This window comes from Pseudomonas leptonychotis, from assembly GCF_004920405.1.
In the GTDB taxonomy this organism is placed as follows: Bacteria; Pseudomonadota; Gammaproteobacteria; order Pseudomonadales; family Pseudomonadaceae; genus Aquipseudomonas; species Aquipseudomonas leptonychotis.
Genome location: NZ_RFLV01000002.1, coordinates 546,160 through 559,717 on the forward strand (window position 1 = coordinate 546,160; position 13,558 = coordinate 559,717).

Consider the following 13,558-nt stretch of genomic DNA (forward strand, 5'->3'; position numbering starts at 1 on the left):
GCAAATCCGCTAAACTCGGCCAACTGTTGCCCGGAGTCTCTATGCGCGAAGATTTGAACCAAGGCCTGATCGATTTCCTCAAGGCCTCGCCCACCCCCTTCCATGCCACCGCCAGTTTGGCTCAGCGCCTAGAGGCTGCCGGTTTTCAGCAACTGGATGAACGTATCAGCTGGCACACCGAGCCCGGTGGCCGCTATTACGTGACCCGCAACGACTCCTCGATCATCGCCTTCAAGCTGGGCAAACGCTCACCGCTCGAAGGTGGCATCCGTTTAGTCGGCGCACACACCGACAGCCCTTGCTTGCGGGTTAAGCCCCAGCCGGAATTGCAGCGCCAGGGCTTTTTCCAGCTCGGCGTTGAGGTTTACGGCGGCGCCCTGCTGGCACCCTGGTTTGACCGCGACCTGTCACTCGCCGGACGCGTCACCTACCGTCGCGACGGTAAGGTTGAAAGCCAACTGATCGATTTTCAGAGTCCGATTGCGGTGATCCCCAACCTGGCCATTCACCTCAACCGTGAGGCCAATCAGGGCTGGGCCATCAATCCTCAAAACGAACTACCGCCGATTCTTGCGCAACTGGCCGACCCTGAAGCGGCTGACTTCCGCGCCCTGATTACCGAGCAACTGGCGCGCCAGCATGACTTCAGCGCCGATGCCGTGCTCGATTACGAGCTGAGTTTTTACGACACTCAAAACGCTGCGGTGATTGGTTTGAATGGCGACTTTATTGCCGGTGCGCGGCTCGACAACCTGCTGTCTTGCTACGCCGGCCTGCAAGCGCTCTTGGCCGCCGCCGATGATGAAAGCTGCATGCTGGTGTGCACCGACCACGAAGAAGTCGGCTCCTCGTCGGCCTGCGGCGCCGATGGCCCGATGCTGGAACAAGTGCTGCGCCGTGTATTGCCCGACGGGGATGGCTTTGTCCGTACCATCCAGCGCTCCTTGCTGGTCTCGGCAGACAACGCCCACGCCGTACACCCCAACTACGCCGATCGACATGACGAAAATCACGGCCCCAAGCTCAATGCCGGCCCGGTGATCAAGATCAACAGCAATCAGCGTTACGCCACCACCAGCGAGACGGCCGGCTTCTTCCGCCATCTGTGCCTGGAAAACGAAGTGCCGGTGCAAAGCTTTGTCACCCGTAGCGACATGGGTTGCGGCTCGACTATCGGCCCAATCACCGCCAGCCAGCTGGGCGTACGCACCGTGGATATCGGCCTGCCGACCTTCGCCATGCACTCGATCCGCGAGCTGGCCGGCAGCCAAGACCTGGCCCATCTGGTTAAAGTACTGAGCGCCTTCTATAACAGCGCCGAGTTGCCTTGATCGTTACCCCGGCAGCAAACAATCGCTAAAGTTTGTACTGCTGTCGGTAGGCCGCCGGGGTAAGACCGGTCACATGCTTGAAGGTGCGTCGAAAGCTCGACTCATCGCCGTAACCCAGAGCGACGCTGATCCGGCTGATCGAGTCTGCAGTGAGGAGCAGCCGTTCTCCTGCCTGGTTGAGCTTGATCAGGCGCACCTGATCCGCCACCGCCAACCCTGTCAACGATTTGACCTTACGCGCCAGAGTGCGTGCGGAAACGGCCAGTTCATCGGCAAGCCGCTGCACGCTGAGCTGCTGTGCCGGCAGGCGCTCCACCACCAGGTGCAACCTGCGCAACAGTGGCTCCGTTTGCTGCATCAGGCCAACAGCGCGGAACACTGGCGTCGCCGGTTCCGGGCGGGGCAACACCATCAGCGTGGCGATCTCGCGATAAGCCACCGACCCAAGCTGCTGTTCAAGCAGCATCCGGGCAATCGCCAGGTAACCACTTACACCCGAGGCCGTGGCATTCAGCCGATTGCTCACCTGAGTCTGCTCAAACTGCCAGTGCACCTGAGGAAAGCGCGCTTGCATACTGGACGCCAACCACCAGGTTGCCGTCGCTCGCTCACCCTGCAAACGCCCGCTCTGCGCCAGCAGGCACACGCCGGTGCAGTAGCTCCACAGCTGTGTCGTGCGCGGTAGCTGATTTAACGCCCGAATCAGACCTCGGTTGGCCTCCAGTGCCGCAGTGATCATCGCGTCCGAATCCGCCCAGAGCCCGGGAATCAGCACTGCACTGCATTCGGCCTGAGCCAGACTGCTCTGTGGTTGCAAGCGCATGCCCTGTGCGCAATCGACCGGCTCGCTGCCCAAGCCAATCCAACACAGCTCAAAGTGCTGCTCGCCAACACGTCGATTGGCCGCCGTCAGCAGGTCGGCGAAGGCGAACAGGCCTGCAGGCATGCAACCGGGATACAGCAGCAGACCGATCTTCTGCATAGGCATGAAATGTCCTATTTGTGGTAATTCCTGCCATCTTTATCCGGCAGACGAATTTTTACAATGAGTCCTCCTATCCCGGAGAACTCCATGAAAATCACTCAACTGCGCAATGCCACCCTGATCGTCGAATTCGGCGAAGTATGCCTGCTTGTCGACCCCATGCTCGCCGCACAGGGCCAGCTACCAGCCCTCAAATACTTCGCCCGGCGTCGGCGTAATCCACTGGTTGAGATGCCCAACAATGCCGCTGAACACCTGCAACGGGTGACCCATTGCTTGATCACCCATTGCCAAAAAGGCCACTTCGACCACCTCGACCGTACCGCCATCCGCTGGCTGCGCGAACGCAACACGCCTGTGCTGTGCATGGCAGAGGATGCGGATTACCTACGCAAGCGCCGGCTCAACGTGCAGGAACTGCCCGGCATGAGCGGCGGTACATTCTTTAATGGTTCGATCCAGGCAATTGCCTGCCTACATGGGGAGGGTTTTATCGGCAATTTGATGGCCCATGGCTACGGCTACTTCATCCAGATACCAGGTGAACCCAGCCTCTACCTCGCCGGTGACACTCTGCTGACTGCAGATGTCCGTCACTGCCTGACAGAACTGGCACCGACCGTGAGTGTATTGCCGGCAGGTGGCGCGCGCTTCGACCTAGGCGGCGAGATCATCATGGACCAAGCCGATATTCTCGCGGCGCTTCAACTCAGCAGCGGCATCATCGTAGCCAACCACCTGGAGGCACTCGATCACTGCCCGGTGACACGCGCCGACCTGCTGCAGGAGGCTACTCGCCGGGGGTTCAATAAGCGTCTGCGGGTACCGCTGGATGGCGAGACCCTGGAATTCTCACTGTCACGGCAAAATCAGCTAGCCGTTTAGATAAGCCTCACTCCGGTACTTCGACGCTCACATGCAGGGCGTCGTGGCGCCAGAACTCCAGATCGCAATCAATCAGCCGGCCGTGCTGGTCACGGTTGATCCGCACGATGCGCAGCGCTGGGCTGCCCACCGCCACTTTCAATGCGCCAGCGGCCTCGCTGTGCAAAGCAGTCGGCACCATGTCGAAACGCACCCGCCCGTAATGAATGCCGTACTCACTGGCGTACAACTCGGTTAGCGAGCGGGTTAGGTCGAAATCCAGAATGCCGGCGAAGTAATTCGGATTGAGGTAGTGCTCGACATACAGCACCAAGCGCCCGTCGATACGCCGTGCACGGCGTATTTGATACACGCTGGACAGCGCCGGCAACGCCAACAGCTGACAGATTTCCGCGCTGGCCGGTATCAACCGCGCACTCAACACCTCGGTGGCCGGCACCCGGCCTTGCTCACCAACCATGGCGTGAAAGTGGCTGCGCACCAGCGGGTTGTAGGCCACGCGCGGTGGCGATACAAACCAGCCACGCCGCTCCTCACGATAAATCAGCCCCTGGGCTTCAAGCTGGCCTAGTGCTTCACGCAAGGTGATGCGCGTGGTGTCGAATACTTCACTGAGCTTGCGCTCCGCTGGTAACTGGCTGCCTGAAGGCAACAACCCGTGCTCAATCTGCTCTTCCAATGCCCGGCATATAGCAGTGACTGCCCGTGGCGCTTCATCGCGCATCAAGACCTCCCTATTTGGACTAGTCCAACCCCAATAAGGGGCAGAATCCTGTTAATGCCGCAGTAAAAATCATGTTTCAAGTTTAAGCACTCCAGATGACCGAAGCATGACACTCTGCCGACACACATCGTCAATCCGCGCAAAGTCTAGTCTGCAAGCCACGTAATGGCGGTTTTAATCATGGTCTACGCTAGTGAAGCGCCCGTTTCGGCAACGCGGTTATAACCGCTAAATGAGCAACGTACATAAAACTGTCATTTAACCCGCCTAAATTGGCTTAGGTCTTGCTGATCTAGACCAGAACAGTTCACCGCACATACCCCAATCGCAAAGGAGTTTCCAATGAAACAACTGCTGATGGCTTCACTGATGGGCTCGGCCATTGCCCTGGCAACCTCTGCCATGGCTGCTGACATGGACATGCAAGCACTGGAGAAGGCTGCGCGCGCAGAAGGCGCGGTAAACAGTGTCGGCATGCCGGATAGCTGGGCCAACTGGAAGGACACTTGGGTTGACCTGGAGAAAAAATACGGCTTGAAGCACATGGACACCGACATGAGCTCGGCCCAGGAAATTGCCAAATTTGCCGCTGAAAAAGACAACGCCACTGCCGATATTGGCGACGTCGGTGCGGCCTTCGGCCCCATCGCGGTGCAGCAAGGTGTTACCCAAGCCTACAAACCCAGCACCTGGGAACAAATTCCAGCCTGGGCCAAGGACACAGATGGCCATTGGATGCTCGCCTACACCGGCTCCATCGCCTTTATCGTCAACAAGCAGCTGGTCAAGGACATCCCGCACTCCTGGGCTGATCTGAAAAAAGGCACCTACAAAGTGTCGGCTGGCGATGTCAGCACCGCCGCACAAGCGGTAAACGGTGTACTGGCTGCCGCCATCGCCATGGGCGGTAATGAAAGCAACGTTAAACCCGCACTGGAGTTCTACGGCGAACTGGCCAAGCAAGGCCGTCTGTCGCTGGCCAACCCAACCATCCAGACCCTGGAAAAAGGCGAAGTCGAAGTCGGCGTAGTGTGGGACTTCAACGGCCTGAGCTACCGCGATCAGATCGACCCAGAGCGCTTTGAAGTGATGATTCCGTCTGACGGTTCGGTGATTTCCGGTTACAGCACCATCATCAACAAATGGGCAAAAAACCCTAACGCCGCCAAACTGGCGCGTGAGTACATCTTGAGCGACGCTGGCCAAATCAACCTGGCCAAAGGTAATGCCCGGCCGATCCGCGCCGAACACCTGACCCTGCCAGCCGAGGTTCAAGCCAAGCTGCTGCCGCAAGAGCAGTACGCCAAGGTTCAGCCGATCAAAGATGCTGCTGCCTGGGAAGCCACCTCTAAAGCCCTGCCGCGCCTGTGGCAAGAGCACGTCATCATCAACATGAACTAATGCATCTGGCCCCAGGGATTCCTCTGGGGCCGATTCAATTGCTAAGGCTTTTAACCATGTCGCACAACGTCATCCTCGTGGTTCTGGATGGCCTGAGCTATCAGGTGGCTCAGCATGCGCTGGGGCATCTGCAGGCTTATTGCCAAGCCGGACGCGCCGCGCTGTACAAGCTCGACTGTGAACTCCCGGCCCTCTCACGCCCGCTCTATGAAGCCATTTTGACTGGTGTTGCGCCGATCGACAGCGGCATCGTCAATAACGATGTATCGCGCTTGTCGACTCAGCGCAGCATGTTCCACTACGCCCGCGACGCCGGCCTGATTACCGCTGCGGCGGCTTATCACTGGGTCAGCGAGCTGTATAACCGCTCGCCGTTTCAGGCTGCCCGTGATCGCCATACCAGCGATGTGGCGCTGCCGATTCAGCATGGCCACTTTTACTACGCCGACCATTACCCGGATTCGCACCTGTTCGCCGATGCCGACAGCCTGCGCCAGCGCCATGCGCCCAATCTGCTACTGGTGCACCCGATGAATATCGACGATGCCGGCCACAAACACGGCCTCGACAGCGCGCAATACCGCAACAGCGCGCGCATGGCCGATGTGCACTTGGCCGAATACATTCAGCCCTGGCTGGATGCGGGCTACCAGATTCTGGTGACTGCCGACCACGGCATGAACAACGACCGCTCGCACAACGGCCTGCTGCCAGAAGAACGTGAAGTACCCCTGCTGGTGCTCGGCAGCGCGTTCAGCCTCGACCCCAACGCCGAGCCCAAACAGCTTGAAATCTGTGGCACGGTCTGCGAGCTACTCGGCGTGGCCCACGACAAACCCGTGTGCCGGGAGCTTCTATCGTGATCTCTGCCCTGCGTGGCAAATGGTTGGCCCTACTCTGCCTGCTGCCTTTTGCCTTGTTCTTTATCGCCTTTCAGATCGCCCCACTGCTCTGGGTCGCCAGCAACAGCCTGCACACCAGTGAGGGTTGGAGCCTCGGTAACTTCACCGAGGCCTTTTCCTCACCGTTCTATCGTCAGGCCATGCGCCACAGTTTGGAGGTGGCGTTCTGGTCGAGTTTGATCGGCATCAGCATTGCCATCCTTGGCAGCTACTCGCTGCGTCAAGTGGACAGCAAGCTGCGCGATTTCGTCATGGCCTTCACCAACATGACCAGCAACTTTTCCGGCGTGCCGCTGGCGTTTGCCTTTGTCATTCTGCTGGGCTTCAACGGCGCACTGACCATTGTGCTCAAGCAGGCGGGGATCATTGAGGACTTTAACCTCTACTCCAAGACTGGCCTGATCGTGCTCTACACCTACTTCCAGATCCCACTCGGTGTACTGCTGCTCTACCCGGCCTTCGATGCACTGCGTGAAGACTGGCGCGAGTCTGCGGAGTTACTCGGTGCGAGCAACTGGCAGTTCTGGCGGCACATTGGTTTGCCGGTGTTGACCCCGGCCCTGCTCGGCACCTTTGTAATCCTGCTGGCCAACGCCCTGGGCGCTTACGCCACGGTGTATGCACTGACCACCGGCAACTTCAACATCCTGCCGATTCGTATTGCCGCCATGGTCTCTGGCGACATCTTCCTCGACCCGAATATGGCCAGTGCGCTGGCGATGATTCTGGTGGGCCTGATGACCCTGATTACCCTGGTTCACCAATGGCTGTTGCGTCGGAGCTACCATGTCTCACGCTGAAAACCGCTCACCGTTGTTCCATCAGCTGGTGGTCTACGCCTTGATGCTGATTTTGCTTATGCCACTGCTGGGCACCTTGGTCTACTCGTTGTCTACCAGCTGGTCGGCGACCATTCTGCCGAGTGGACTGACCTTCAAGTGGTACCTGGCGCTGTGGAGCGACACACGCTTCCTGTCCGCCTTCGGCCGCTCGTTGCTGATCTGCTTTGCCGCATTGGCCTTGTCGCTGGTCTTGATTCTGCCGCTGCTGTTTGTGGTCAGTTATCACTTCCCCAAGCTCGACGCGGTGATGAACGTGCTGATCCTGCTGCCATTCGCCATTCCGCCGGTGGTCTCATCCGTGGGCTTGATGCAGTTGTTTGCCGGGGGCCCGCTACCGATCCTGGGTACGCCGTGGATTCTGATTGGCTGCTACTTCACCATCGCCCTGCCTTTTATGTACCGGGCGATCAGCAACAATCTGCAAGCGATCAACCTGCGTGACCTGATGGACGCCGCTCACTTGCTCGGCGCCAGCACCTCACGCGCAGCCTTTATGGTGGTGCTGCCCAACCTGCGTAAAGGTTTGATGGTGTCGGTGTTCCTCTCGTTCAGCTTCCTGTTTGGCGAGTTCGTGTTTGCCAACCTGCTGGTCGGCAGCCGCTATGAAACCCTGCAGGTGTACCTCTACAACATGCGCAACGACAGTGGTCACTTCACCAGCGCCCTGGTGATTTCCTACTTTATGTTCGTGCTGCTGATGACCTGGGCGGCCAACCGCCTGAATAAGGACAAGTCATGAGTTTTCTGAGTATTCAAGGCCTGCATAAAAGCTACGGCAGCACCTCGATTTTTACCGACATCAACTGCGAAATCGCCAAAGGCGAGTTCATCACCCTGCTCGGCCCATCTGGCTGCGGCAAGTCCACCCTACTGCGCTGCATCGCCGGATTAACCGGGGTCAATGGCGGGCAGGTGCTCCTCGACGGCGAAGACCTGGTACCGGTTGCCCCGCAAAAACGCGGCATCGGCATGGTGTTCCAAAGCTACGCGCTGTTCCCCAACATGACCGTGCAGCAGAACGTGGCTTTTGGCCTGCGCATGCAGAAGGTCAAAAGCAGTGAAGCCGAGCAGCGGGTCAAAGAAGTGCTGGCGTTGGTTGAACTGAATGACTTCGCCAATCGCTACCCGCCGCAATTGTCCGGTGGCCAGTGCCAGCGCGTCGCCTTGGCACGTTCGCTGGTTACCCGCCCGCGCCTGCTGCTACTGGATGAGCCGTTGTCGGCGCTGGATGCGCGGATTCGCAAGCACCTGCGCGAGCAGATCCGCAACATCCAGCAGGAGATGGGCCTGACCACTATCTTCGTCACCCACGATCAGGAAGAAGCGCTGGTCATGAGTGACCGCATCTTCTTGATGAACGCCGGCAAGATCGTGCAGAGCGGCGACGCCGAAACCCTCTACACCGCCCCGGCCGATGTGTTTGCCGCCGGCTTTATCGGCAACTACAACCTGCTCGACGCCGATGCCGCCAGCCGTCTGTTGCTGCGGCCAATCCATAGCCGCGTGGCGATTCGCCCGGAGGCGATCCAGATCGGCGCGCAAGGCAGCATCGAAGGGCACATTCGCAGCCACCGCCTGCTCGGCAACGTGATTCGTTACAGCGTCGAAGCCCGTGGCGTCGAACTGCTGGTGGACGTGCTCAATCGCTCCCCGGCGGACCTGCACGCCCGTGGCCAGCGCATCAACCTGAACATTGAAGACAACGCAATCTGTGAGGTGGCCTGATGGCCCTGGCAATTTTCGACCTGGACGAAACCCTGATTGGCGGCGACTGCGCCAGCCTCTGGACCCAGGAAATGGTCAAGTTCGGCTGGGCAGATGGCGAGAGCTTTATCGCCCGCGAACAAGAGCTGATGCGCCAGTACGCCGCCGGCAGCCTGGCCATGGAAGACTATATGGCCTTCACCCTCTCCCCGCTGGTAGGCCGCACGCCAGAAGAAGTCGCCCATGTGGTCGAGCCCTTTGTTGAAGACGTGATCGAGCCGATTTTCTACAGCGACGCCACCCGCTGCCTGGCCACCCATCGCGCCGCCGGTGACCGTATCTTAGTGATTTCCGCCTCGGCGCATTTTCTGGTCAGCGCTATCGCTGCACGCCTGAAAATCGAAGAAGTGTTGGCCATCGACCTGGAAGAGCAACATGGCCACTACAGCGGCCGCACCCAGGGCGTACTGACCTACCGCGACGGCAAAGTCACCCGCCTCCAGAATTGGCTGCAAGAACAGGGCGAAAGCCTCGACGGCGCTTACTTCTACTCCGACTCGCGCAACGACCTGCCGCTGCTGCAAGTGGTCGAAAAACCCCATGTGGTCAACCCTGACCCAACCCTGTTGCAACATGCCCAACAGGCCGGCTGGCCAATCCTTAGCTGGCGTTGATAACGACCTGCTGAAAACAAAAGACCCACGCCTGTGGGTCTTTTGCTGAGCGCTCGGTTAAAGTGCCCGCGCGATGCTGACCCGATTATCTCGCCCACGTGGACGCCCATGAACTTTTACCGTCACCCGCCAACTGCTGCAGCCAAAGCACTACTGGCAGCGGCCGGGTTGCCAACCGCTGACCTTGAGGCTGAGCACTTCAGTCACTTTATCGGCGGCGGTCCTGTGCACGCCCCCGAAGCGCTGATCGGCCTGCAGCCCTACGGCGAGGCAGCACTGCTGCGCTCACTGGTGGTCAGCCCTGCCGCTCGTAGCAGGGGTTATGGCAGCGCACTGGTTACCGAAATCGAAGCCTATGGACAGCAAATCGGCGTACGTGAGCTGTACCTGTTGACCAACAGCGCCGAAGCCTTTTTCAGCAACCGTGGTTACCGCATCCTCGACAGAGCTGACGTGCCTGAGGCAATTCGCCAGACCGCCGAATTTTCCAGCCTCTGCCCTGCCAGTGCGATCTGCATGCACAAGCGGATCGAGACACGCTGATGGATTGCAGCTCACCGCTCGCCGCCTATCAACAGGCCATCGACCTCGATGGTTTTAAATCTGACCCCGCTCAGTGGCTGGCCGCCCAAGCCTTACACGACTGCCATCACGCCTTGCATCACGCTGCGCCTGCGAATCCCACTCGCGGGGTATACCTGTGGGGCCCCGTTGGGCGTGGCAAAACCTGGCTGATGGACAGTTTTTACAAGGGTTTGAAGGTCCCGGCGCGGCGCCAGCACTTTCACCACTTTATGCGCTGGGTGCATAGGCGCCTGTTTCAACTCACCGGCACACCGGACCCGCTGCAGGCGCTAGCCGTGGAGCTGGCCCGCGAGGTGCGCGTGCTGTGCTTTGACGAACTGTTTGTCAGCGATATTGGCGATGCGATTATTCTCGGCCGGCTATTTCAGGTGATGCTCGAACAGGGCGTGGTGCTGGTGGCCACCTCTAACCAGCCGCCCGAACTGCTGTATGCCGAAGGCTTTAACCGCGAACGTTTTCTGCCGGCGGTTGCCGCTCTGCAGCGGCATATGCAGGTGGTAAGCATCGACGGCCAGGAAGATCACCGTCTGCATCCCGGTGTTACCCATAGCCGTTATTGGCTTGCCACAGCGGGTTTACCCGGCGTGTTGAGCCGGCACTTCAGCGAGCTGGCCGCCGGTAAACCCAGCAGTGGACAGCCACTTGTCCTCGGCGCGCGCAGCGTACAAACCGTGCGCCACTGCGAAAACGTGCTCTGGTGCCGTTTTAGCGACCTTTGCGAGCAGCCCCTGGCCACGCAGGACTTTATCGCCTTGTGCGACCGTTTCCGCGCCATCCTCCTTAGCGAAGTGCCGAACCTAAGCAGCCCACAACGCGCAGCGAAAATCGCCCGAGGCACCGAGGATGGCGTTGAGCGGGTACAAGCAGGTGATCGGCAACTGCCTGCCCTGTCGGTCAAGGATGACAGCGTGAGGCGCTTTATCGCTCTGGTGGATGAGTGCTACGACCGCAAGGTGCCGTTGTACCTCGAAGCCCAGGTGCCGCTCGCCGAACTCTATACCGAGGGATACCTGAGCTTCGCCTTTCGCCGCACACTCAGCCGCTTGCAAGAAATGCAGCTAGAGCGCTTCGGCGCCAATGCGTAACTGGCGCGTATAAAAAAGGGCAACCGCTTGGTTGCCCTGTTTGTTAGCGCCGAATAAGGCTTAGGTGGTGCGAATCAGGTGGTCGAACGCACTCAACGACGCCTTGGCTCCCTCGCCTACCGCGATCACAATCTGCTTGTACGGCACGGTGGTTACATCGCCGGCGGCGAAGATGCCCGGCAGCGATGTTTCGCCCCGTGCATCGACAATGATCTCGCCACGATTGGACAGCTCCACGGTGCCTTTCAACCACTCGGTGTTTGGCAGCAGGCCGATCTGCACGAAGATGCCTTCCAGCTCTACCGAGGCAAACTCATCGGAGTTACGGTCCTTGTAAACCAAGCCCGTGACCTTTTGGCCATCGCCTTTCACTTCACTGGTCAACGCGCTGGTGATCACCTTGACGTTGGGCAGGCTGAAGAGCTTTTTCTGCAACACGGCGTCGGCACGCAGTGCGCTGTCGAATTCCAATAGCGTGACATGCGCCACGATGCCGGCCAGATCGATGGCCGCTTCAACGCCGGAGTTACCGCCACCAATCACCGCCACGCGCTTGCCCTTGAACAGCGGGCCATCGCAATGCGGGCAGTAGGCCACGCCCTTGTTGCGGTATTGCTGCTCGCCGGGCACGTTCATTTCTCTCCAGCGGGCGCCGGTGGACAGAATCACCGTCTTGGCTTTGAGGCTGGCACCGCTGTCGAACTTCACTTCATGCAAACCGCCTTCAGCACCGGCCGGCACCAGGGCAGTGGCGCGCTGCAAGTTCATGATGTCGACTTCGTACTGCTTAACGTGCTCTTCCAGGGCACGAGCCAGCTTCGGCCCTTCGGTTTCCTGCACCGAGATAAAGTTCTCGATAGCCATGGTGTCGAGCACCTGACCGCCGAAACGCTCAGCGGCAACACCGGTACGAATGCCCTTACGTGCGGCATAAATTGCAGCCGCAGCGCCAGCCGGGCCGCCACCGATGATCAGAACATCGAAGGCCTCTTTACCGTTTAGCTTCTCGGCGTCACGGGCGCTGGCGCCGGTGTCGATCTTGGCGAGAATCTGCTCGACGTCCATACGGCCTTGACCGAATAACTCGCCGTTCAGGTAGATGCTTGGCACCGACATAACCTGCCGCGCTTCAACTTCATCCTGGAACAACGCACCGTCAATCGCGACGTGGCGGATATTGGGGTTGAGCACCGCCATCAGGTTCAGCGCCTGCACCAAGTCTGGGCAGTTCTGGCAAGACAGGGAGAAATAGGTTTCGAAGTTGAACTCGCCTTCGAGACTCTGAATCTGGCTAATTACATCCTGCGCCAGCTTGGACGGATGGCCGCCCACTTGCAGCAGCGCCAACACCAAGGAAGTGAATTCATGCCCCATGGGTATGCCGGCAAAACGCAGGCTGATATTGCCATTCGGGCGGTTAAGCGCAAACGAGGGCTTACGTGCATCGCTGCCATCGGTATTCAGGCTGATCTTGTCGGTCAAGCTAACGATGTCTTGCAGCAGCGCCAGCATTTCCTGGGATTTGTCGCTGTCATCGAGGGACGCGACGATCTCAAACGGCTGGGTGACTTTTTCCAGATAAGTCTTCAACTGGGTTTTCAGATTGGCGTCCAACATGAGCGTGTCCTCGGTGACAAAATTTGGGCAATAAAACGCCCGGACGGGTTACGCCCGGGCGTCGGGTACCGTCTAAGAGCCAAGTAGGCTCCAGATGGTGAAAAATGGAATGGAGAGCGTCGCAAGCGACGGCAGTGCAAGGCGAAATCAGGCGAGAGCGCGGAGTTTACGAGCTGTAAATGAGCAGCCCGAGCCTGATTTCAACGCGGCAATGCCTAGCGCAGCAGCTCTACAACCATTTTTAGATCTTGCCGACCAGGTCCAGCGATGGAGCCAGGGTCTTCTCGCCTTCTTTCCACTTAGCTGGGCACACTTCGCCTGGATGGGCAGCGGTGTACTGAGCAGCCTTCAGCTTGCGCAGGGTTTCCGATACGTCACGAGCGATTTCGTTAGAGTGGATTTCTACGGTCTTGATCACGCCTTCCGGGTTGATCAGGAAGGTGCCACGCAGAGCCAGACCTTCTTCAGCAATGTGCACACCAAACGCGTTGGTCAGCTGGTGAGTCGGGTCACCGATCAGCGGGAACTGAGCCTTGCCAACGGCTGGCGACGTTTCGTGCCATACCTTGTGCGAGAAGTGGGTATCGGTGGTAACGATGTACACCTCAGTACCCGAATCACGGAACGCAGCGTAGTTGTTGGCCGCATCTTCGATTTCAGTCGGGCAGTTGAAGGTGAATGCAGCCGGCATGAAGATCAGTACCGACCACTTGCCTTTAAGGGACTGCTCGGTGACTTCGATGAACTTGCCGTTGTGAAACGCGTTGACCTTGAACGGTTGAACTTGAGTGTTGATGAGGTTCATCTCTGATTCCTTCTGAGG

General features: G+C 58.9%; 14 protein-coding genes. 10 read left to right on the forward strand and 4 right to left on the reverse strand.

Annotation, left to right across the window (positions count from 1 at the left end):
- Positions 1 to 41 precede the first annotated feature (41 nt).
- Positions 42 to 1,331, forward strand: a complete 1,290-nt coding sequence (locus D8779_RS13080; protein ID WP_136664920.1) for a M18 family aminopeptidase — start codon at positions 42 to 44, stop codon at positions 1,329 to 1,331.
- Positions 1,332 to 1,356: 25 nt separating this feature from the next.
- On the opposite strand, the gene D8779_RS13085 is transcribed toward D8779_RS13080, so the two are convergent.
- Positions 1,357 to 2,319, reverse strand: coding sequence for a GlxA family transcriptional regulator (locus tag D8779_RS13085; RefSeq protein ID WP_240789730.1), 963 nt, complete (start codon positions 2,317 to 2,319; stop codon positions 1,357 to 1,359).
- An 84-nt stretch (positions 2,320 to 2,403) separates the two neighbouring features.
- On the opposite strand from D8779_RS13085, the gene D8779_RS13090 reads away from it, so the two are divergent.
- Positions 2,404 to 3,201: an MBL fold metallo-hydrolase gene (locus D8779_RS13090; protein WP_136664921.1), complete on the forward strand. Its 798-nt coding sequence runs from the start codon at positions 2,404 to 2,406 to the stop codon at positions 3,199 to 3,201.
- 7 nt (positions 3,202 to 3,208) lie between these two features.
- Here D8779_RS13090 and D8779_RS13095 read toward each other — a convergent pair whose 3' ends face one another.
- Positions 3,209 to 3,925, reverse strand: coding sequence for a UTRA domain-containing protein (locus tag D8779_RS13095; RefSeq protein WP_136664922.1), 717 nt, complete (start codon positions 3,923 to 3,925; stop codon positions 3,209 to 3,211).
- A 342-nt stretch (positions 3,926 to 4,267) separates the two neighbouring features.
- Between D8779_RS13095 and D8779_RS13100 the strand changes: the two genes are divergently transcribed.
- The 8 genes from D8779_RS13100 to zapE all read left to right on the forward strand — a co-directional run bounded on the left by D8779_RS13100 (position 4,268) and on the right by zapE (position 11,118).
- Positions 4,268 to 5,326: an ABC transporter substrate-binding protein gene (locus D8779_RS13100; protein ID WP_136664923.1), complete on the forward strand. Its 1,059-nt coding sequence runs from the start codon at positions 4,268 to 4,270 to the stop codon at positions 5,324 to 5,326.
- 56 nt (positions 5,327 to 5,382) lie between these two features.
- Positions 5,383 to 6,189, forward strand: coding sequence for an alkaline phosphatase family protein (locus tag D8779_RS13105; protein WP_136664924.1), 807 nt, complete (start codon positions 5,383 to 5,385; stop codon positions 6,187 to 6,189).
- The gene (locus D8779_RS13110) at positions 6,189 to 7,028 is read left to right on the forward strand and encodes an ABC transporter permease (protein ID WP_167492580.1); all 840 of its coding nucleotides are present in this window, start codon (positions 6,189 to 6,191) and stop codon (positions 7,026 to 7,028) included. The genes D8779_RS13105 and D8779_RS13110 overlap by 1 nt, the downstream gene beginning before the upstream one ends.
- Positions 7,015 to 7,809: an ABC transporter permease gene (locus tag D8779_RS13115; RefSeq protein ID WP_136664926.1), complete on the forward strand. Its 795-nt coding sequence runs from the start codon at positions 7,015 to 7,017 to the stop codon at positions 7,807 to 7,809. The genes D8779_RS13110 and D8779_RS13115 overlap by 14 nt, the downstream gene beginning before the upstream one ends.
- The gene (locus D8779_RS13120) at positions 7,806 to 8,795 is read left to right on the forward strand and encodes an ABC transporter ATP-binding protein (RefSeq protein WP_136664927.1); all 990 of its coding nucleotides are present in this window, start codon (positions 7,806 to 7,808) and stop codon (positions 8,793 to 8,795) included. The genes D8779_RS13115 and D8779_RS13120 overlap by 4 nt, the downstream gene beginning before the upstream one ends.
- On the forward strand, positions 8,795 to 9,448 hold the full coding sequence (locus D8779_RS13125; protein ID WP_136664928.1) for an HAD family hydrolase: 654 nt from the start codon (positions 8,795 to 8,797) through the stop codon (positions 9,446 to 9,448). Before D8779_RS13120 ends, D8779_RS13125 begins: the two co-directional genes overlap by 1 nt.
- Positions 9,449 to 9,556: 108 nt before the next feature.
- On the forward strand, positions 9,557 to 9,991 hold the full coding sequence (gene arsN2, locus D8779_RS13130) for an arsenic resistance N-acetyltransferase ArsN2 (RefSeq protein WP_136664929.1): 435 nt from the start codon (positions 9,557 to 9,559) through the stop codon (positions 9,989 to 9,991).
- Positions 9,991 to 11,118, forward strand: coding sequence for a cell division protein ZapE (gene zapE, locus D8779_RS13135; protein WP_136664930.1), 1,128 nt, complete (start codon positions 9,991 to 9,993; stop codon positions 11,116 to 11,118). Before arsN2 ends, zapE begins: the two co-directional genes overlap by 1 nt.
- Before the next feature lie 60 nt (positions 11,119 to 11,178).
- Here zapE and ahpF read toward each other — a convergent pair whose 3' ends face one another.
- Both ahpF and ahpC read right to left on the reverse strand, forming a co-directional pair.
- The gene (gene ahpF, locus D8779_RS13140) at positions 11,179 to 12,735 is read right to left on the reverse strand and encodes an alkyl hydroperoxide reductase subunit F (protein ID WP_136664931.1); all 1,557 of its coding nucleotides are present in this window, start codon (positions 12,733 to 12,735) and stop codon (positions 11,179 to 11,181) included.
- A 241-nt stretch (positions 12,736 to 12,976) separates the two neighbouring features.
- Positions 12,977 to 13,540: an alkyl hydroperoxide reductase subunit C gene (gene ahpC, locus D8779_RS13145; protein ID WP_136664932.1), complete on the reverse strand. Its 564-nt coding sequence runs from the start codon at positions 13,538 to 13,540 to the stop codon at positions 12,977 to 12,979.
- Between the last annotated feature and the right edge of the window lie 18 nt (positions 13,541 to 13,558).